Origin of the sequence: Pseudomonas sp. NIBRBAC000502773, from assembly GCF_006517195.1 — a bacterium.
Lineage (GTDB): Bacteria > Pseudomonadota > Gammaproteobacteria > Pseudomonadales > Pseudomonadaceae > Aquipseudomonas > Aquipseudomonas marginalis.
Genome location: NZ_CP041189.1, coordinates 6513848 through 6533132, shown reverse-complemented (window position 1 = coordinate 6533132; position 19285 = coordinate 6513848). Strand labels below are relative to the sequence as shown.

The 19285-nt window shown below is 57.1% G+C and carries 17 protein-coding genes and 1 pseudogene; 4 read left to right on the top strand and 14 right to left on the bottom strand.

The features are described from left to right. The first annotated feature begins 133 nt into the window (after positions 1–133). Positions 134–829, top strand: a complete 696-nt coding sequence (locus tag NIBR502773_RS29815; protein WP_141157709.1) for a pirin family protein — start codon at positions 134–136, stop codon at positions 827–829. A gap of 49 nt (positions 830–878) precedes the next feature. Here NIBR502773_RS29815 and pgm read toward each other — a convergent pair whose 3' ends face one another. From pgm to NIBR502773_RS29795, 4 genes are all read right to left on the bottom strand, one after another. Then, positions 879–2522 carry a phosphoglucomutase (alpha-D-glucose-1,6-bisphosphate-dependent) gene (gene pgm / locus NIBR502773_RS29810; protein ID WP_141157708.1) on the bottom strand — a complete coding sequence of 548 codons (1644 nt, stop codon included), beginning with the start codon at positions 2520–2522 and terminating at the stop codon, positions 879–881. 97 nt (positions 2523–2619) lie between these two features. Then, positions 2620–4026, bottom strand: coding sequence for a PLP-dependent aminotransferase family protein (locus NIBR502773_RS29805; RefSeq protein WP_141157896.1), 1407 nt, complete (start codon positions 4024–4026; stop codon positions 2620–2622). After that, on the bottom strand, positions 4023–5441 hold the full coding sequence (locus NIBR502773_RS29800) for a hypothetical protein (protein ID WP_141157707.1): 1419 nt from the start codon (positions 5439–5441) through the stop codon (positions 4023–4025). The genes NIBR502773_RS29805 and NIBR502773_RS29800 overlap by 4 nt, the downstream gene beginning before the upstream one ends. Positions 5442–6147: 706 nt before the next feature. After that, positions 6148–7170: a zinc-dependent alcohol dehydrogenase family protein gene (locus NIBR502773_RS29795; protein WP_027605764.1), complete on the bottom strand. Its 1023-nt coding sequence runs from the start codon at positions 7168–7170 to the stop codon at positions 6148–6150. A gap of 268 nt (positions 7171–7438) precedes the next feature. On the opposite strand from NIBR502773_RS29795, the gene NIBR502773_RS29790 reads away from it, so the two are divergent. From NIBR502773_RS29790 to NIBR502773_RS29780, 3 genes and pseudogenes are all read left to right on the top strand, one after another. Continuing rightward, positions 7439–8353, top strand: coding sequence for a LysR substrate-binding domain-containing protein (locus NIBR502773_RS29790; RefSeq protein ID WP_027605763.1), 915 nt, complete (start codon positions 7439–7441; stop codon positions 8351–8353). 6 nt (positions 8354–8359) lie between these two features. After that, positions 8360–8481, top strand: a pseudogene (locus NIBR502773_RS31500) (transketolase family protein); the annotation flags it as partial. Positions 8482–8693: 212 nt separating this feature from the next. Beyond that, on the top strand, positions 8694–9329 hold the full coding sequence (locus NIBR502773_RS29780) for a LysE family translocator (RefSeq protein ID WP_141157706.1): 636 nt from the start codon (positions 8694–8696) through the stop codon (positions 9327–9329). Between the two features lie 27 nt (positions 9330–9356). Here NIBR502773_RS29780 and NIBR502773_RS29775 read toward each other — a convergent pair whose 3' ends face one another. From NIBR502773_RS29775 to NIBR502773_RS29730, 10 genes are all read right to left on the bottom strand, one after another. Continuing rightward, on the bottom strand, positions 9357–11246 hold the full coding sequence (locus NIBR502773_RS29775; RefSeq protein WP_168209051.1) for a methyl-accepting chemotaxis protein: 1890 nt from the start codon (positions 11244–11246) through the stop codon (positions 9357–9359). A 35-nt stretch (positions 11247–11281) separates the two neighbouring features. Beyond that, positions 11282–11785 carry an Lrp/AsnC family transcriptional regulator gene (locus tag NIBR502773_RS29770; RefSeq protein ID WP_141157895.1) on the bottom strand — a complete coding sequence of 168 codons (504 nt, stop codon included), beginning with the start codon at positions 11783–11785 and terminating at the stop codon, positions 11282–11284. A 12-nt stretch (positions 11786–11797) separates the two neighbouring features. Further along, positions 11798–12559, bottom strand: a complete 762-nt coding sequence (locus NIBR502773_RS29765; protein ID WP_027606621.1) for an ABC transporter ATP-binding protein — start codon at positions 12557–12559, stop codon at positions 11798–11800. Between the two features lie 52 nt (positions 12560–12611). Beyond that, positions 12612–13322 (bottom strand): ABC transporter permease, encoded by a 711-nt coding sequence (locus tag NIBR502773_RS29760; RefSeq protein ID WP_007896174.1) that lies wholly within the window; start codon positions 13320–13322, stop codon positions 12612–12614. Next, entirely contained in the window at positions 13319–14047 is a 729-nt protein-coding gene (locus tag NIBR502773_RS29755) for an ABC transporter permease (protein WP_115486060.1), read from the bottom strand. The genes NIBR502773_RS29760 and NIBR502773_RS29755 overlap by 4 nt, the downstream gene beginning before the upstream one ends. A gap of 52 nt (positions 14048–14099) precedes the next feature. Next, complete coding sequence (locus NIBR502773_RS29750; protein WP_007896172.1) at positions 14100–14882, bottom strand: transporter substrate-binding domain-containing protein; 783 nt, start codon at positions 14880–14882, stop codon at positions 14100–14102. A gap of 173 nt (positions 14883–15055) precedes the next feature. After that, positions 15056–15373 carry a multidrug efflux SMR transporter gene (locus NIBR502773_RS29745; protein WP_027606625.1) on the bottom strand — a complete coding sequence of 106 codons (318 nt, stop codon included), beginning with the start codon at positions 15371–15373 and terminating at the stop codon, positions 15056–15058. Between the two features lie 142 nt (positions 15374–15515). Then, positions 15516–16718, bottom strand: a complete 1203-nt coding sequence (locus tag NIBR502773_RS29740) for a PLP-dependent aspartate aminotransferase family protein (RefSeq protein ID WP_177414161.1) — start codon at positions 16716–16718, stop codon at positions 15516–15518. A 51-nt stretch (positions 16719–16769) separates the two neighbouring features. After that, a complete protein-coding gene (locus NIBR502773_RS29735; RefSeq protein WP_141157703.1) occupies positions 16770–18188 on the bottom strand; it encodes an aldehyde dehydrogenase family protein in 1419 nt (472 codons plus the stop codon). A 2-nt stretch (positions 18189–18190) separates the two neighbouring features. Further along, the gene (locus tag NIBR502773_RS29730) at positions 18191–19240 is read right to left on the bottom strand and encodes a homoserine dehydrogenase (protein ID WP_141157702.1); all 1050 of its coding nucleotides are present in this window, start codon (positions 19238–19240) and stop codon (positions 18191–18193) included. Positions 19241–19285: the final 45 nt, after the last annotated feature.

Sequence of the window (19285 nt, the reverse complement as noted above, 5' to 3'; positions counted from 1 at the left end):
CATGCAGTTAGGCGATGAAGTGAAAGTCAAGACACTGTTTACCCATCGAATCTGCTGATAGGAATCAGGCATTTTTTACGCTTTTTATCGATCATGGGCTCACGGATCATAGCGCCATCAACAGGAGACGATCATGCTTGAACTTCGACCTTTCAACGCCCTGGGCGGCGCCCACCACGGCTGGCTTGACGCCCATCACCACTTTTCATTTGCCGAATACCACGACCCCAAGCGCATGCACTGGGGCAACCTGCGGGTCTGGAACGACGACATCATCGCCCCCGGCACCGGCTTCCCGCAGCACGCCCATCGCGACATGGAGATCATTACCTATGTCCGTGAAGGCGCCATCAGCCACGCCGACAACCTGGGCAACAAGGGCCGCACCGAAGCCGGCGATGTGCAGGTGATGAGCGCAGGCACGGGGATCGCCCACAGCGAGTACAACCTGGAAGCCACGCCGACCAAGATTTTCCAGATCTGGATCATCCCTAACGAGGCCGGCCTGCCACCTTCCTGGGGCGCCAAGCCGTTTCCGAAAGGCGATCGCGAAGGGTTTGTGACCCTGGCCAGTGGCAAGGCCGGTGACAGCGAGAGCTTGCGCATCCGCGCGGATGCACGCCTGGTAGCGGCGAACCTGAAAGCCGGGGAAAGCGCGGAATACCGCTTGGACAGCGGGCGCCGAGCTTACCTCGTGCCGGCGACCGGCGTGATTGAAGTCAACGGCTTGCGTGCGCAGGCTCGAGACGGTGTAGCGGTTGAGGATGAGCAGGTGTTACGGGTGACGGCGATTGAAGACAGCGAGATCGTGTTGGTCGACCTGGCCTGATCAACCCTGAGGGAGGAAGGCAATCCTCCTCCCACAGGGTTTTGCGGCGTTACTGGGAGATGGCGCCGTCTACCAGTATCTGTGCCTCTTGCACCAGTTGCTTGAGGTGATCTTCACCAATAAAGCTCTCGGCGTAGATCTTGTAGATGTCCTCGGTGCCCGATGGCCGTGCGGCGAACCAGCCGTTTTCGGTCATCACTTTCAGGCCGCCAATCGCCTGGTCGTTGCCCGGCGCGTGGCTGAGGATCTGCTGGATGCTTTCCCCGGCCAGTCGCGTGGAGGTCACTTGCTCAGGCGACAGCTTACCCAACAAGGCTTTCTGCGCCGGCGTGGCCTTGGCGTCGACACGAATGGCGAACGGCTCGCCCAAGGCATCGGTGAGGCCACGGTAGATCTGGCTCGGGTCCTGGCCTTTGCGCGAGGTCATTTCCGCCGCCAGCAAGGCCGGGATCAGGCCGTCCTTATCGGTGCTCCACACCGTGCCATCCTTGCGCAGGAACGACGCCCCGGCGCTTTCTTCGCCGCCAAAGCCCAATGAACCCTCGAACAGGCCATCGGCAAACCACTTGAAGCCCACCGGCACTTCATACAGGCGCCGCCCCATGCGCGCGGCCACGCGATCGATCAGGCCGCTGCTGACCACGGTCTTGCCCACGGCCGCATCGGCGCGCCAGTTGGGACGGTTCTGGAACAGGTAGTCGATGGACACCGCCAGGTAGTTGTTCGGCGCCAACAGGCCGCCGGACGGGGTCACGATGCCATGGCGATCATGGTCCGGGTCGCAGGCGAACGCTACGTCAAAGCGCTCCTTGAGACCGATCAGGCCTTGCATGGCGTAGCTGGAGGACGGGTCCATGCGGATCTGGCCGTCCCAGTCGACGCTCATGAAGCGGAACGTGGCGTCGACTTCAGTGTTCACCACCTCCAGGTTCAGTCGATAGTGCTCGGCAATCGCCGACCAGTAGCGCACCCCTGCTCCGCCCAGCGGATCCACGCCCAGGCGCAGGCCGGCACTGCGGATGGCGTCCATGTCGATCACGTTGATCAGGTCGGCCACGTAACTGTTGAGGTAGTCATGGCGATGGGTGGTGTCGGCCTTGAGCGCCTGCGCATGGGTGATGCGCTTGACCCCGGCCAGTTTACTGGCCAGCAGCTCGTTGGCCTTGGCTTCGATCCACTTGGTGACGTGGGTATCGGCCGGGCCGCCGTTGGGCGGGTTGTACTTGTAGCCACCACTTTGCGGCGGGTTGTGGGACGGCGTGATAACGATGCCGTCGGCCAGGCCGCTGGTACGGCCACGGTTGTAGCAGATGATGGCGTGGGAAATTGCCGGGGTTGGCGTGTATTCATCGCCTTCGGCCAGCATCACGTGCACACCATTGGCGGCCAGCACTTCGAGTGCGCTGGCACCGGCCGGGGTCGACAGCGCGTGGGTGTCCAGGCCGACGAACAGCGGGCCGTCGATGCCCTGGGCTTCGCGATACAGGCAGATGGCCTGGCTGATGGCAAGCACATGCCATTCGTTGAAGCTCAGTTCGAATGAGCTGCCACGGTGCCCGGAGGTACCAAAGGCTACGCGCTGAGTGGAGATCGCTGCATCAGGCTGGCCGGTGTAATAGGCCGTGACCAGTCGCGGGATATCCACCAGCAACTGGGCCGGCGCCGGTTTGCCCGCAAAAGGACTGATTGTCATGCATAAACCTCGGATAGAAGGATTCGGAAAAAATGGCAGTTTACTGAGAGTTGGACTGCTGCGCGACGGTATCGATCCTACATCGTTAAGAGAAATTTCACCCAGTCTGCGCCTGGCGCAACGCGTCGCTCAATGCTTCCAGGGCAATGTCCAGATTGGGTTGCCCGTGAAAGGTGTGACTCACGCGCAGGTGCTGCTGGTGCAAGCCACTGACACTGAACAGCTCCCCGGGGGCGATCACCACTTGCCGTGCCAGCAGGCGCTGAAATGCCTGGCGCATGTCCACCGCACGGGTAGAGGCCAGCCAGAACGCGGCACCGGCGGCCGGCATCCGATAAGTCACCTGGTCGCCCAGATGCTGCTCCAGGCGCTGGCTCATGTGCGCCGCCTGCTCGCTCAAGCGTTGGCGCAGTGTGCGCAGGTGCTGGTCAATCCGCCTGCTTTGGTACAAACGGGCAATCGCGCGCTGACGGATCGACGATAAACGGAATGAGCGCAGCAGGAACTGACGCTGCAACTCATTGCTCATGTGCCGGCACAGCAGGTAGCCGTAGGGGGCTTCCGAGCCAAGCACCTTCTCGAACGAAGAAAACACGATCAGCCGCTCAGGGTTCACCCGTTCGCGCAATGCGGTGTGGGGGGCTTCGAAACCCAGCTCACCAAAGGTGTCGTTTTCAAGCAACCAGCAACCGGACTGCTCCAGCAGGTGTGCCACGTCGAGACGTTCGTCGATTGACATGGCCACCCCGCCGGGCAGGCTGACGGAAGACGAGAGCAACACCAGATGCACCGGCTCATCACGCAACAGCTTCCCCAGCACGGTTCGATCCAGGCGACCCTCAGGCGTCCAGGGCAACTCGATGATGCGTACCCCGGCGTCCTGCAACAGGCGCAGGATCAGCCAGTCACAGGGCGACTCGACAATCACGGTGGTGCCCCGCAGGCCCAGCACTTCGATCAGGATATCCAGCACGCCACGCAGGTCGGCACCGATATACACATCGTCGGCATGCCAGCAGCGCGTGGGCGACGAGGTATAGCGCGCGGCCAGGGCTGCGCGTAATTCCCATACACCGCAGGGCTGGGACCAGGGCTGCAAATGCGACGGGTACTGGCGCACCAGTTCCCGCTCGAGCCGCAGCAGTGTTTCATCCAGGGAGCCCAGCAATGCCGGCTCGTCACCACTGAGTACCAGCATGCCGGGGCGTCGGGCCGCCGCGTAAAGGCGATCAAGCAGATCCCCGCCGGCCCAGGCCAGCGGGTTTACCGACATCGGCCAGGCGTAATAGCCGGATTTGGCCACCGAATACACCCTGCCTTCCTTCTCCAGCAACGCATAGGCGTACTGGATCGTCGAAATGGACACGTTCAGGCGTCCGGCCAACTGCCGTAACGACGGCAGTTTTACCCGGGTGTCAGTACTGACCTCGTTGATCAGACTGATCATGTAGCGATAGACCGCCTGGTACGCGAAATCCGCCTGACGCTCGCCACGCAGGGTCATCGCCCGAACAATGGCACGGCCTGCGCGGCGCCCTGGGCCGCAGCGGCGCGACACATGCCGTTTTCTCCGGCCAGCGGCCGCTTGCGGTACAGGTGCTGCAACAAGGGCATCGGCAAACCGCTGGTGTCCGTTACCCACTGCTGCAGCATTTCGGCGGAACCGTTGCCCTGGAGGACTTTGTGCAACTCAGGCAACGCCACCAGCATGCCCGGGTGACATTGGCGCAGATAACCTTCCAGTCGCTCTCCGTGATGTACAAACGGTGAAAACAGCAGGCAGGTCAGCTGGGTCTCATCCAAGCCGAAGAACTCCTGGGCGTAGGTACTCCAGAGCATGCGCCCTTCGCGGGTCCCGGCTTGAATAAGCAAGTCGTCGGGCATGCGCAGACGGCGCATGTACGCGGCGGCCTGCTGGACAAAACCTTCGACGCCCTCTTCATAAGTCAGCTCACGCAGGCATTCGGCCTGCAACCCACGCAGATGAGCCATCAGCAACGGATTGGAATAGATCGGATGGCTGAAGTGAAAGCCGAGTGGATCGGGAGCGTAGGCCATGAACTCGGTGAGCAGGGAGGTCGACGCGATGTCGACATCTTCCAGCAGGTCGGCAATGCCGATGTAGGCCAAGTGACGATGCCCTGCCGTGCTGGGGTTATCGCTGGCTACGTAATGCTCACCGAACACATCCTGGTAATAACCGGTGCTCCACTCGTCCATGTGTGCGAACAACGCGTTGAGGGACATCGGATGGCCCTTGGGAACACGGACGCCTGCACCCTGGGCGGTTTTCTTGAGCCAGGCAAGAAACTGACTCTGCCTACGCGGGGAGTCACCACTGACCAGCGCGTGGACGCCGCCATTGCACGTGGTGACACGCTGGTAAAAATCACCGACGGCCAGGTAAGTGTCGTTGCACAGGGTGGCGCGGCAGTCCCCGGCGCTCACATGGCCCACCATCAACATATTGCGCTGACTGATCTTTCGCCCGATCGCTGAGGCCGGGCGCTGGTGATTGAAGGGGTGTACCTCCTGGTTTTCCACCATCAACAACTCGACACGCGGGTCATCGTGGAGAAACAGCCGGCCGTAGCCGCGATTCAGGGTATCGAGCTGCCCCTCTGTCATGCCCGCGTGCCGTAACGTCGCGACCCTCAGTTGAAAGGTACGTGGCGCGCGACCGGCAATGGTCAGTTGAGCCGCTCGCAGCAGCGCCAGGGTATAGCTGCTCACTTCACCGCCACCGTGGGCCACCAGTACCTTGAAGTCCCCCACCTGTTCCATCCCGCCTGCCGCGACAATGATTCGCTGGATCAGTAACTGGAGAGCGGTACGTCCCGCGCGACTGAAGTGCCCGATCAGACGTTGCAGAACTTGCTGGTAAACATGATTCATAGCCTGTTCGTGAATAGTGCTCATAGTTCTACTACCCAAGTTGAAATATCAGTTTCAAGCAACTGCTGACAGTGATTGCTTGACCTATTTTGCGTGTAGGAAAATCGCGCCACGTAGTGTGCGTCGACGTTTAAACACTAGCACCGCGCAACAAAACGACATGAATTGCCGGGCAGCATTTCTCACCCGCGCAGGCGCACAACCCAATGAAAAATAATGGAAAACTCTTTTAAAAAGCCATCCTTAGGACTCTTCCCACAAGCTCCTACGCTTTTTTAGCTCGCCTTTTAAAGAAGCGTCCGACAATAGACTCAAACAACTTTTTCCATTTGCAGGGTCGGTGCACTTTATGAAAGTACCTGTCTTGCTGAGTACACATGTCTGCCGCGCCGATAGTTCGAATAACTATCTGCAGCCGAGTCAGAGATTCAATCATTGCTCAATCCTTGAGATGAAAGTGAAGGCGCAATTATCAGTGTTGGAATAATGATTCATAGATACAGAAACTGGCCGAAAACCAGCTCAGATGAACAACTGATGTCGCGTAAAAGGCGCACATGCAACGACGCCGCGCTGGAATTCAGGGCGGCGTCAGGGAGAAAGGGCCGGATTTGTGGGCTAAAGCGCCAGGTCGGCAGCTTCTGGAGCGGGCGGGTTAAGCCCTGTCAAATGGCGCATTTGCCCCATTCACTCAGGCGTCGGAGCACTCATTTACGAATACTCCTACAGCTCAAACAGCCGCAACCTGCAATGCAACCCGCTCGCGGCACGGGCATTCGTCCATGTAACGGTGGGCTTCGACAAACTGATTGAACGGAAACACCGTGGTTTTCAGAGGCACGAGCACACGATCGGCAGTCAGTTGGTTGATGTCACGCAACGCACGCTGCAACGCCACCTGATCCTGGATGATGCCCAGCTCCGGCTTGCCGGTGAAGTTGCCGATACAGTGCACGAAGAACTGAATGTTCTTCTGGAACGCCGCACACGCCGGGAACGGTGTCTGGTTACCACCCTGCAAGCCATACAGCACCAGGCTGCCACGGGGCGCCAGCACATCACCGAGCAGCGACATCTGCGGGCCACCCAAGCCATCGAACACCACGTCAACACCGCGGTTGTCAGTGAACTTGTTGATTTGCATCAGCAGGTCCTGTTCCTCGGTGACAATGACTTTTTCTGCGCCAAGAGAAAGCAGGTACTCGCGCTCAGCGCTGTCCTTGGTTGCGGCAATCACCCGCACACCCAGGGCCTTGCCCAGTTGTACAAACGAAGGGCCGGCGCAATGGCTGGCGTCGGTCACCAGGGCAAACTGCCCGGGCTTGACCCGTGCCAGGTCCACATACGCAAAGTAGGCGATCAGCAACGGCGTGTAGTGCACGCTGGCTTCGATGGGGCTCAGGACATCCGGATAGCGGGTCAGGGCCGAACGGGGCAGGACGATCTGCTCGCCATACACCGGGTAATCATTGGGGCTCTCGGCCGGAAAACTGGCCACTTTATCGCCCACTGCCAAGTCATCCACGCCCTCGCCCAAGGCTACGACCACCCCGGCCATCTCATGGCCAAGGCCGGATGGAAGACGTGCGTGGGAAGACGCCAGGTTCTGGCGCCACAAAATGTCATACCAGCTGATGCCAATCGCCTCGACACGGACCTGCACTTCGCCCGGTGCGGGCTGCGCGGCTGCATGCTCTTCGCACTTGAGCACCTCGGCCGGACCAAACTTGTGAAAACGGATCGTGCGGGACATCGCAAACCTCGTCAAAGTAACCTCTATTGCCATGAACTCTATCTGGGCTTTCCGGCTAAGGCCACCGGTCGCCGTTAATAGTCGACATGTCTGTCATTGATTCCGCATCTGAGGAATAGACCTCAAGTATCGTAGGAAAACTCAATTAGCCGGTGCAGAGTACCAGCCTTTCCCCGTAAGATTCATACCGGTCACGCGTCTGAATGGACCTTCAGGGCTCTTATATCGCCGTTCTCGTCAAATAAAGCTGACTCTTCCAGGACACAAGATGAACCGTAACGACCTGCGTCGTGTCGACCTTAACCTCTTGATCGTATTCGAAACCTTGATGCATGAGCGCAGTGTGACCCGCGCCGCCGAGAAATTGTTCCTCGGCCAACCAGCCATCAGCGCCGCGTTGTCGCGCCTGCGTGGGCTGTTCGACGACCCCCTGTTCGTGCGCACCGGCCGCAGCATGGAACCCTCGGCCCGGGCCGTGGAAATCTTCGCCCTGCTCTCCCCGGCCCTGGACTCGATTTCCACCGCCGTCAGCCGCGCCGCCGAGTTCGACCCGGCCACCAGCACCGCGGTGTTCCGCATCGGCCTGTCCGACGACGTCGAATTCGCCCTGCTGCCCCAACTGCTCAAACGCCTGCGCGCCGAAGCGCCCGGCATCGTACTGGTAGTGCGCCGGGTCAATTACATCCTGATGCCCGGCCTGCTCGCCTCCGGCGAAATTTCCATCGGCGTCAGCTACACCGCCGACCTGCCGGCCAACGCCAAGCGCAAAGTACTGCGCCGCAGCCTGCCGAAGCTGCTGCGCGCCGACAGCGTGCCGGGCTCCCTGAGCCTGGACGACTTCTGCGCCCGCCCCCACGCCCTGGTGTCGTTCGCCGGCGACTTGAGCGGGTTCATCGATGAAGAGCTGGAGAAACTCGACCGCAAGCGCCATGTGGTGCTGGCGGTGCCGCAGTTCAACGGGCTGGGGACATTGCTGGCAGGCACGGACATTGTCGCCATCGTGCCGGACTATGCCGCCGAGGCACTGACCGCCGCAGGTGGTTTGCGCGCGGAAGAACCGCCGTTGCCGGTGCGTTCGTTCGAGCTGCATATGGCTTGGCGAGGGTCGCAGGACAATGATCCGGGGGAGCGGTGGTTGCGGTCGCGGATACAGATGTTTTTTGGCGATCCTGAGAGCCTTTAACGCCAGGTTACGCCGACGTTCAGACAAATAGTGTGCAGGACACGTTTCTCGATGTTGGTGCGCTTCCGGCGTTACGCGATCGCTACGGTATTTCTACCCAGGCTGTGCGCGTGCAGATCAAGGGTTGATTATAGGATTTAAAACTGCAGGGCCTGAATCATCCCCCTTGAATACCGACAGTCTGTTTGGGGTAAGTGTCATGCCTGAAAAGGCTGCATCGAACAAAAAAATCCGAGAAGAACTAGAGGCGAACGGGTCAGATTTGGGCAACTGATGGAATGACGTGCACGTTGGAACCCCTTAAGCTGCTGGCTGCCATGCATTCTTCCAGAGGCTAACAATGTCATTTGATCTGCACCACTTACTGCTGGTATTCACAGCCTACATTGTGGGAGCTGCCAGCCCGGGCCCCAGCAACATGCAAATCATGGGCGTTGCCATGCACCAAGGGAGAAAGCCTGCGCTGATGCTGGCAACTGGAGTCATCAGTGGTTCTTTCTTCTGGGGGGCAATGGCCGCTACAGGTGTATCAGCCATTCTGCTCCAGTTCGCACAGGCGCTCTTCATACTCAAGATAGTCGGCGGAGCGTACTTGCTGTTCCTTGCTGTAAAAGCCGGGCGTTCTGCTCTGAGCTCTGATGAGCGAATTCAGAAGGCGCTAGCCGCAGCACCAACCGTTTCTGGCTTTGGCCTCTACCGGCGCGGCTTGCTTATGCACCTTACCAACCCAAAGGCTTTGCTGGGTTGGATTGCAACAATGACACTGGGGCTGGGACCACAAGCGACGCCTGAGACGGTTTTAATCATCCTGGCGGGCTGTGCCGTTTTGAGCATCACAATTTTCTGCAGCTATGCGATCGTTTTCTCAACAGCTCCAATGATTCGGGGTTATCGCAGGGCACGCCGATGGATCGAAGGTACCCTCGCCTTAGTATTTGGAGCAGCAGGCTTGAAGCTGTTGTTTTCCCGCACATGACTTAATGTCGGCCCTTGTGGGGATGGCCTAGGTTCGAAAGCCATCCACCAACTGTTTGAGTCGTGTGGCTTGTCGTTCAAGATCGTCACAAGCAAGCAGTGTGGCCTTCAGGTTTTCCACCCCTTCCTGGTTGAGGGTTTTGATCTCGGTGATGTCGATGTTCAGTGAGTCGATAACTGAAGTTTGCTCTTCCGTTGCTGTCGCTACCGACTGGTTGACTCCGTCAATCTCGCCGATGCGCTGACTGACACTGCCCAGCCGCTCACCGGCCTGGTTGGCGATAATCACACCGTCCTTACTGTAGCGTTCGCTTTCGTTCATGGTGAGTACCGCCTCACGTGCGCCCATCTGAAGCTCTGCAATCATTGTATGGATCTCCTGGGCTGACGCCTGAGTGCGGTAAGCCAGGCTGCGGACTTCGTCAGCCACAACAGCAAAACCACGCCCGGCGTCACCCGCCCGCGCGGCCTCGATTGCGGCATTAAGTGCCAACAGGTTGGTCTGTTCAGAAATGCCTTTGATGACTTCAAGAATCCGCCCGATATTTTCCGTCTTACCATTCAGCGCTTCTATGTTGCTGCATGACGTACGGATTTTCTCCGAGAGCGCCCCCATTGCATTTATCGTTTGGGTCACTACCTCACGACCATCTTCTGCCTGGCACCGGGCATCCGACGCCTGAAGGGAAGCTTCACCCGCGTTACGCGCGATTTCCTGGGCCGCTGCGCCGAGTTGGTTAATCGCGGCCGCAATACTGTTGGTGCGATTGGCTTGGTCGTCCGAGTTTGACATTGACGCACTAGAGGTCTGCGTTACACGCCTGACCACTTCATTGACGTGCTCGGTGGCAGAAGACACCTCACGTATTGAGCGCTGGATGCGCTCCACAAAAAGGTTGAAGTCTGCGGCCAACTCTCCGAACTCATCTTTCGAGTGTGCACTCAAGCGGCGGGTAAGGTCGCCCTCTCCCAGGGCGATATCCCGCATGGTTGTACCCATCAATCTCAGGGGCCGCATCAGTACGCGAATAAGCAGCCCCAGCAGAAGCAGCGTGGTCGCCACGGCAACAATCATCGATAAAATGGCGGAAGTGCGAAAATCATCAAGTGCTGCATAAGTTTTGCTTTTGTCGATGCACAAACCGATATACCAGTTCACCGAAGGCAGTCCCTTGATCGGCGAGAACATCAAAACTTGAGGTTTTCCGTCCTGCTCCGTCTCGCTGATATGAGAGCTAAGGGATGGCGTGTTCAGCGGGTAAATATCGTTCAATTGCTTCATCACCCGTTCTTTTTCGGGATGAACCAGCACCCTGCCATCTGCGTTGACCAGAAAGGCATAGCCCATTCCACCCAGGTCGAGCGAGCGGACTATGGTCGACAGCGTCTCAAGTGTCAGGTCCCCGCCTACCACCCCAAGCGGCTGGCCATCGTGACTGACCGGCGTTGCGATGGTCATCATCAGTTGGCCCGTCGTCACGTCCAGGTACGGCTCGGTCAGCGTGGTCCCTCCGACAGTCATTGCGTCCGTATACCAGGGTCGGGTGCGAGGATCGTAATCAGCAGGTAGGTCGTCCTTTGGCCGGATGACGAAACTACCGTCACGACTGCCTAAATAAGTGAAGGTAAACGTCGACAGCAACGACCTCTGCTCCAGCAGCCGCGTGATGTGTTGCGACGCGGGATCATTGGCAACCGTCTGGGCAACATGATCAACCAGAAGTATTCGCCCGGAGAGCCAGGACTGAACACTTGCAGCAGTGATCTTGCTCATTTCCTCGAGGTGGTTTTCAAGGTTAGTTCGGATGGTTTTGCGTTGAATCGAGTCGTTGTAAAGCGTAAAAAGCGAAAACGCTGCGACAACAACGAATGATGCCGCAAGCAATACCTTATGACTGAACTTCAGGTTCGCAATCATCATGGTTTATCCATAGGCTTGGGGTGTTGTAATTGTTATTCGATACCGAGGTGCGTTGATGACGGCTTGATGACGGCCAACTGTGGATAGGCCACCAGTTTCTCGATGCGCAGTTCAGTGCTCTCCAGCCAGGACTCAGTGACTGATCGGAAATGCTCCATATCCCGGCAGCGCATTCGCAGGCAGTAGTCAAGTGCACCACTCACTAGGTGACACTCAATGACTCGCGGGCTAGCACTGATAAGGGCCTCAAATGCTTTTTGCGTGTTGCTTCCCCTGCCCTCAGCCAGCGTCACCAGAACCACCAGGAACAAACCGGGGGATAGTTTGTGCTCGTCAATGAACGCACCGTAACCACGGATGACTCCCAGCCTTTCCAGCTTACGAACGCGTTGCTGACAAGGGCTCTCGCTCAAGTGCACCAATGAGGCAAGTTTTTTATAGGTGATGCGCCCGTTGCAGCGCAGCACATCGACGATGGCCTCGTCGATGCGTCCCAAACACTCAGAGGCCCCGTGGTTCTTTCTTCCGCAGATCATAGCCAAGGCATTTCACTTCAGCCCGTTGGAAAGAAACTGCTGCAGGCGCTCGCTTCTGGGATTATCCAGAATCTCAGGTCCGCCCTGCTCTTCAACCAGTCCCTGGTGAAGAAACAGCAGCTGGTTTGACACTTTGCGTGCGAACCCCATTTCATGGGTCACCATGATCATGGTGCGCCCCTCTTCAGCAAGGCCCTGGATGACTTTGAGCACCTCGCCCACCACCTCAGGGTCAAGCGCCGAGGTGGGCTCGTCGAACAGCATGACTTCGGGCTCCATGGCGAGGGCGCGGGCGATCGCTACCCGCTGCTGTTGACCTCCGGAAAGAAACGCAGGGAACTGATCGGCAACACGGGCAGGCAAGCCGACTTTATCCAAGTACCGCCGGGCACGATCTTCTGCGTCTTTTTTGCTGACGCCTAGCACCCGCCGCGGGGCAATGGTGATGTTTTCCAACACGGTCATGTGTCCCCACAGGTTGAAATGCTGGAAGACCATGGCCAAGCGGGTACGCAGCCGTTGCAGCTCGCGGTCATCCGCCACACGTAATCCTGCATGATTTTTAACCATGCAGATCTGCTTGCCATCCAGACTCATGGCGCCGTCGTTGGGTGTTTCGAGGAAATTGATACAGCGCAGGAACGTGCTCTTCCCCGAGCCACTGGCGCCGATCAGGCTGATGACATCGCCCGTTTTGGCTTGCAGGGAAACACCCTTGAGTACTTCATGGGTACCGTAACTTTTGTGTAGCCCGTCAACCGTCAATTTGTACATGTTCGCAATCTTCCTCTAAGCAGTTCGGGAGCGGCCCTGTCAGACACAGGACTCAGTGAGTCGGCCCTAAGAAAGCCAACCAATGACGTTCGGCAATTCGGAACAAACCGACCAGCGCAAAGGTCACCGCCAAGTAAATCAGCGCCGCAATCCCAAACGATTGAAAGGTCAAGAAGGTCGCAGAGTTAGCGTCACGGGCGACTTTGAGAATGTCCGGAACCGTGGCGGTGAATGCCACCGTGGTCGAGTGCAGCATCAAGATCACTTCGTTGCTGTAGTACGGCAGCGAGCGACGCAAGGCTGACGGCATAATCACAAACGCGTAGAGCTTCCATCCAGAGAGGCCATACGCTTTTGCAGCCTCGACCTCGCCATGGGCGATGTTGCGAATGGCCCCGGCAAAGATCTCCGTGGTGTAGGCGCAGGTGTTCAGCGCGAAGGCAAGAATGGTGCAGTTCATCGCATCACGAAAGAATGCATCCAACACAGGCTGAGCACGTATTGCGGCCAGGCTATAGATCCCGGTGTAGCAGATCAGCAGCTGGATATAGAGCGGTGTGCCCCTGAACAGGTAGGTGTAGAACTGCACCGGCCAGCGCACGTAAAACCTGGGCGAGACACGAGCGATGGACAATGGAATCGACACGATAAAGCCGATGAAGAGCGATGCACTGAGCAACCACAACGTCATGGCCAGACCGGTAATTTGCTGGCCATCGCTGTAGACAAATGACCTCCAGTACTCCTGCAGTAGTTCGATCATCGCACCGCCTCCCGTGAACCCGCGGCGTAGTGTTTTTCCAGGCAGCGCAGGGCGAAATTGGAAACACTGGTGATGAGCAGGTAGGTCAGTGCAGCCAGCACCAGGAAAAAGAACAATTGATAGGTGCTTTTTCCTGCGTCCTGGGCAGCCTTTACCAAATCAGCCAGACCGATGATCGACACCAATGCGGTGGCTTTGAGAATCACCATCCAGTTATTGCCAAGACCCGGCAAGGCGAACCGCATCATTTGCGGGAACACCACGAAGCGAAAACGCTGAGCGCGACTTAACCCATAGGCGGTAGCGGCTTCAACCTGGCCACGGGGTACTGCCAGCATGGCACCGCGGAAGGTTTCGGTGAAATAGGCGCCGTAGATAAACCCAAGGGTGATGATTCCTGCGACGAAGGGATTGATTTCGATGTACTCCCAGCCCAACGCCACCGTGATGACCGTCAGCCAAGTTTGCAGGCTGTAGAAAATCAACAGCATCAGAACCAGATCGGGCACCCCACGAATCAGCGTGGTGTAGAGCTGCGCTGGCAGGCGCAGCAGCCTAAGACTGGACAGTTTGGCGCTGGCCCCAATCAGCCCGAGCAATACGCTAAGTGCCAGGGAGGATAGGGACAGCTTGACGGTCATCCAGGCGCCTTCGAGCAGCAGTGGGCCGAAGCCTTGCAAGCTGAATGCAGACAGCCCCAATGCGCCTAATAGTGTTTCGAACATGATCAACAACCTATAGCGAAAAACGCCCATCCAGCGGACGAGCGCCGGGTGGTTATTTACCGCTGTAAAGATTCAGATCGCCAAAGTGCTGCTTCTGGATCGAATCATAGGTGCCATCGTCGTGCAGGGCCTGGATCGCTTTATCCAGCAAGGCCTTGAGCTCTGCATTGCCCTTAGCGATGCCGATGGCTGTCTTGGAGGGAAGATAAGGGCTCTCTACCGATGGGCTCATTTCGTAATCAGTGCCCTGGGGTGAGTTGATAAAACCCAGTTGAGCTTGAAGCGCATCCTGCAGGGATGCATCCAGCCGCCCCGCTACCAGGTCGTAATACACCTGGTCCTGGTTCTGATAGGACTGGATTTTTACACCGGCTTTGTCCAGCACGGCCTTGGCGTAGGCTTCCTGGATACTGCCTTGAAAATAGCCAACCGTTTTGCCTTTGAGTGACGCCACATCTGTGCTCAGGCCCGAACCTTTCTTGAACACATAGGACGTGAACCCGGAAAAAAGCTCATTTGAAAAATCAATGGCTTTTTCGCGAGTGGCCGTCACGGTCATGGATGACAGGATGCCGTCGAACTTGCCGGCCCTGAGGCCCGGAATCAGGCCATCAAAATCGCTTTCCACCCAGATGCATTTGACTGAAAGCCTGGCGCAAATCGCGTTGCCCAAGTCAATATCAAATCCCTTGAGGCTGCCATCAGCTGCCTTGGACTCAAACGGTGCGTAGTTGGCATCTACGCCGAAACGCAAGGTGGAGTATTCTTTGGCCGACACTGCACTTGTGCACAACGCCAAGCCCATTATCAAATACAGCTTTTTTAGCGAAATCATAAGTACATCCCTAGATATTGTAGTTGGATTAAGGGCAGTAAACATCTGACAGCGTTAAACGTGACGCTTGTAATTATTTACCAAGGCCAGCGCCTTGACTTGAACGTTACCTGAGTACGGCGACTTTACGAATATGGCAAATTGAACGTTATCACGAGCAAAATGCTCGCCTTTCAAGCAGACACCAGCTTCATCATTAACAACCCACTGACAATCAATACGGCCGCCACGATACGCAACAGCGTGGCGGGTTCACCCATGAAGAAAATACCCGCCGCAAAAGCGCCCACAGCGCCGATCCCCGTCCAGATGGTGTACGCCGTACCCAGCGGCAAGCTCTTCATCGAGAAGGATAAAAGCGCGAAACTGGCAATCACGGTGACAAATGTAATGACCGTGGGCACTAACCGCGTAAATCCTTCAGATTGTTTCATCGAAAACGCCCACACAACTTCAAATAGTCCTGCAATGATCAAACTCACCCAAGCCATGAGCAACTCCCAAACAATAAAAAACGCAAAGACTGTCCGCGCCAGGCGCAATTAAAACGTCAACGTTATTAAAAGGACCCCCGCGAGGACGGGGGTAAAGACGGGTTGACCAAACCCTAGTTCCGTGACGCTATCAACTAAATCACTTGAACGTTGCGTCCAGCGCGAACGCAATATCCTTGATCAAGTCATCTGGATCTTCCAATCCGACAGAAAAGCGCAAATGACCATACTGGCGGAACTCTTCAGGGTACTTGTCAAAGCCACCTCGACCCTCTGCCCCTACGTGCACGATCAGTGATTCGTCATGCCCTAATGAAACGGCCGACGTGATGATGCGCAGGTTCGAGACAAAGCGATTCTGGATGTCAGGATCGCCCTCTACGGCAAACGCCATCACAGCACCATAGCCTTTGCCCGAAAATTGCCGGCGCGCCAACTCATGCTGCGGGTGGGAAGGCAAACCGGGGTAGTAGACATAGGCAATCCGATCGTCGCCATCCAGAAACTGAGCCAACTTTTCGGCCGTGTTCAGCAATTGCTTCAAGCGCAGTGGCAACGTGACCGAACCGCGCATGATCATCCACGCGTTGAACGGCGAAATGGTCGCGCCGAGGTCAACCAATGCATCATTCTTGATCTTGTTGATCAACGGATTGGAGCCGATCACCACCCCGCCCATGGCATCACCATGGCCATTGATGTACTTGGTCAATGAGTGGATGACGAAGTCGACACCATGTTGACTTGCACGAAAAAATGGAGGCGGCGTGAATGTGGCATCCACAGAGATCAGCGCGCCATGGGCGTGTGCAATCTCAGCCAATGCGGCAATGTCCGCAACTTTCGTGGTGGGGTTGGCAATCGTTTCAGTGTGGATCAGCTTGGTATTGGGGCGAATGGCGTTACGTACCGATTCCAGGTCACCGACGTCTACGAAGGTTGCCTCAATGCCGTAACGTTCAGGCAGTAGTTCGGCGAAAAGCCGCCAGACTGCCTGGTAGGTGATGTCACTGACGATGACGTGATCACCACTTTTCAAGAATGAAAAAAATACCGAGTGCAAGGCAGCAACACCGGTCGCGAATACCACCGCGTCTTCACACCCTTCAAGGGCTGCGAGTTTCTTCTCAAGGCAAACCTGGTTGTGGCCTTGATTGCGTGTGTACACGAGCCCGTCCGGGCTCGACCAGTCCATGGTCGCCGGATCTTCCGGCAAGAGATAGGAGTTTGCCATGACCAATGGTGTACGGACGGCGCCACTGGTGACATCCGCGACATTGCCGCCATGAACAGCCAGCGTCGCTGCAGATAATGTCGAAAGATTGTGCTTATCGGGGCGCATGTCGATTCCTCTTTATTGTTGTGTGTTTCATTCTTGAGTTGAGCGAGTTGCTTAGCTTCCACTCACACCGTTAATACAAATGACCTTGGGCTGCGTCATGTCTTCGTAAGCGAAACGTACGCCCTCACGGCCCATGCTCCCGTACTTGAAACCGCCGAAAGGCATTGCATCAAAGCGATAATCGGAAGAATCATTGATCATCACCCCGCCCGCCTCCAGTCGTTTGGCCGCTGTCATTGCAACGTTCAGATTGCTGGTGAAGATCCCGGCATGCAGGCTGTATTCAGGTTCGTTAGCCAGCGTCAATGCCTCGTCCAAGGACGCAACGCTCTGGAGGATGACCACCGGGCTGAACACTTCTTCGCACCACAACTTGCAATGGCGGTCGACACGTTCCAGCACGGTCGGTGAATAGAGCGAGCCATTACGCGTATTGCCACACAACAAGGTGGCGCCTTTGACAATGGCGTCATTGACCACCTCTTCGGTACGCTTGGCTGACGCCTCGGTAATCATCGGCCCCACGTCCGTCTGCTCGTCAGCAGGGTTGCCGACGATCAACTGCCGGGTCTGTTCAACAAAGCGCGTTTTGAAGACTTCGTAGAGTGGGGCCTCGATGAGGATCCGCTGAGTACCGATGCAGTTTTGACCAGCTGCCCAGAAGGCGCCCGACACGCATGAATCGACTGTTTCATCCAAATCACAATCAGCCATCACGATGACCGGTGCATTACCGCCAAGGTCCATCGCCAGTTTCTTGAGGCCGGCTGTGCGAGCGATCTGCTCACCGGTGACAAAGCCGCCCGTGAACGACACCATGCGCACCGCACGGTGGGCCACCAGAGCCTTGCCCAGCGCGGCGCCGCCTGTAGCGACGGTGACGACAACCGGAGGCAGGCCCGCGTCGATCAAGCACTCCACCAGCTTGATCGCTGATAACGGTGTGAGCTCAGACGGCTTGAGAACAACTGCATTTCCTCCTGCAATGGCAGGCCCCAATTTATGCGCGACCAGGTTAAGCGGGTCGTTGTAAGGGGTGACGGCAACGATGACGCCCAACGGTTCACGGGTGAACCAGCCCTGACGGGATTCAGACCCGACATAGGCGTCAAAAGGAATGACTTCACCGGCATTGCGCTTGGCTTCTTCGGCAGACAATTTTAAGGTATTGACGCAGCGCAACACCTCCTTTCGCGCCTGCTTCAGCGTTTTTCCTGACTCCGCGACGATCAGTTTGGCAAAGGAGTCCTTGTCACACTCGACTGAGCTTGCGGCCTTTTCCAAGATACGCGCACGCTCATGGCGTGGCAGATCCTTGGCAATCAAGGCGCCTAAAATGGCGGTGTCAACTATCGTGGTAGCGGAGGATGCAGGTATGTCTGCCACTTCACCCACCTTGCTTCCGTCAAACGGGCTGAGCACCGTAATGGCCTTATAATCAGCAGCGAGCGAGAGACTCAAGCTATTCATGATTACTTACCTGACGTGGTTTTGTGGTTGTGGATGCTTACGATGTCGGCGAGCAATGCGAAGGCGGTTTCAAAACGACCTGCCCCCGCCCCCACTACAGTGACGGGACCGAGAATGGTCGTGTTGAAGGTAATTGCGTTGGTGGCTCCGCTCACGGCTGAGAGCGCGTCGTTCGCCGGTAAGAGCTGGGGACTCACCGATGCCGAAATCGAACCATCGCTCCGTTTCTCTGCACTGCCAATCAGCTTCCAACGGGCATTCACTTTCGTTGCCTCGGCGATATCCTTGGCCGTGATTTCAGAGATCCCTTTGCACAAGACATCGCTTGGTTTGAGTTTTGCGCCCAGTAGTTCATTGGCGAGGATGACGACCTTCAAGCGCACATCGTGCCCTTCTACATCCGCTGTTGGATCGGCTTCGGCATAACCCAACTCCTGGGCTTTTGCGACAGCACTCGAGAAGTCCAACCCCGTCTCCATGCTGGAGAGGACAAAGTTTGACGTGCCGTTGAGGATCCCCTTGAAGCCGGTGATTTCCGAGCCTGCCAGTGACTCCTTGGCCAAACGGATAACCGGGGTTCCGCTCATGACAGAACCTTCAAATTCAAAGCGGGCGCCGGTGCTATCGGCCAGCGTCTTCAAGCTTTGTGCATGCAGCGCCACGGGCCCTTTGTTGGTGGTTACGACACTGACGCCCTTCTCCAACGCCCAGCGGCAGAAGGTAGTAGCCGGCTCACCATCCACAGGATTGGTGAAGGTTGCTTCAGCCACAATATCGGCACCTGAGAAACGGATGACGGTTTCGTTCGCCGGTTCAGCACTGCCGCCGGGTAGCGTCCTGAAGCCGCCTTTAGCAGCAGGCACTGCAGCCAATTCATGAGCATCCAAGCCGTCTTTGTTAATGATTGAGCCGAGGTAAAGGTCACTGACACCGACAATCTTCAACGTGAAACCTAACTCATCGGCCCAGCGCGAATTCTTATCGGCAATAAGCTGAGTCAGTGCGCGGTTAACACCACCAAAACCAAGCAACGCAATTTTGTATTCAGTCACGACAGGGTTCTCATTGTTATGTTGTGGTGCTGAGATAGTAATCCG

Bases quoted from the DNA above. Each gene is read 5' to 3' on its own strand.
- NIBR502773_RS29815 (WP_141157709.1), top strand. From the start codon at position 134: ATGCTTGAACTTCGACCTTTCAACGCCCTGGGCGGCGCCCACCACGGC.
- pgm (WP_141157708.1), bottom strand. From the start codon at position 2,522: ATGACAATCAGTCCTTTTGCGGGCAAACCGGCGCCGGCCCAGTTGCTG.
- NIBR502773_RS29805 (WP_141157896.1), bottom strand. From the start codon at position 4,026: ATGACCCTGCGTGGCGAGCGTCAGGCGGATTTCGCGTACCAGGCGGTC.
- NIBR502773_RS29800 (WP_141157707.1), bottom strand. From the start codon at position 5,441: ATGAGCACTATTCACGAACAGGCTATGAATCATGTTTACCAGCAAGTT.
- NIBR502773_RS29795 (WP_027605764.1), bottom strand. From the start codon at position 7,170: ATGTCCCGCACGATCCGTTTTCACAAGTTTGGTCCGGCCGAGGTGCTC.
- NIBR502773_RS29790 (WP_027605763.1), top strand. From the start codon at position 7,439: ATGAACCGTAACGACCTGCGTCGTGTCGACCTTAACCTCTTGATCGTA.
- NIBR502773_RS29780 (WP_141157706.1), top strand. From the start codon at position 8,694: ATGTCATTTGATCTGCACCACTTACTGCTGGTATTCACAGCCTACATT.
- NIBR502773_RS29775 (WP_168209051.1), bottom strand. From the start codon at position 11,246: ATGATTGCGAACCTGAAGTTCAGTCATAAGGTATTGCTTGCGGCATCA.
- NIBR502773_RS29770 (WP_141157895.1), bottom strand. From the start codon at position 11,785: ATGATCTGCGGAAGAAAGAACCACGGGGCCTCTGAGTGTTTGGGACGC.
- NIBR502773_RS29765 (WP_027606621.1), bottom strand. From the start codon at position 12,559: ATGTACAAATTGACGGTTGACGGGCTACACAAAAGTTACGGTACCCAT.
- NIBR502773_RS29760 (WP_007896174.1), bottom strand. From the start codon at position 13,322: ATGATCGAACTACTGCAGGAGTACTGGAGGTCATTTGTCTACAGCGAT.
- NIBR502773_RS29755 (WP_115486060.1), bottom strand. From the start codon at position 14,047: ATGTTCGAAACACTATTAGGCGCATTGGGGCTGTCTGCATTCAGCTTG.
- NIBR502773_RS29750 (WP_007896172.1), bottom strand. From the start codon at position 14,882: ATGATTTCGCTAAAAAAGCTGTATTTGATAATGGGCTTGGCGTTGTGC.
- NIBR502773_RS29745 (WP_027606625.1), bottom strand. From the start codon at position 15,373: ATGGCTTGGGTGAGTTTGATCATTGCAGGACTATTTGAAGTTGTGTGG.
- NIBR502773_RS29740 (WP_177414161.1), bottom strand. From the start codon at position 16,718: ATGCGCCCCGATAAGCACAATCTTTCGACATTATCTGCAGCGACGCTG.
- NIBR502773_RS29735 (WP_141157703.1), bottom strand. From the start codon at position 18,188: ATGAATAGCTTGAGTCTCTCGCTCGCTGCTGATTATAAGGCCATTACG.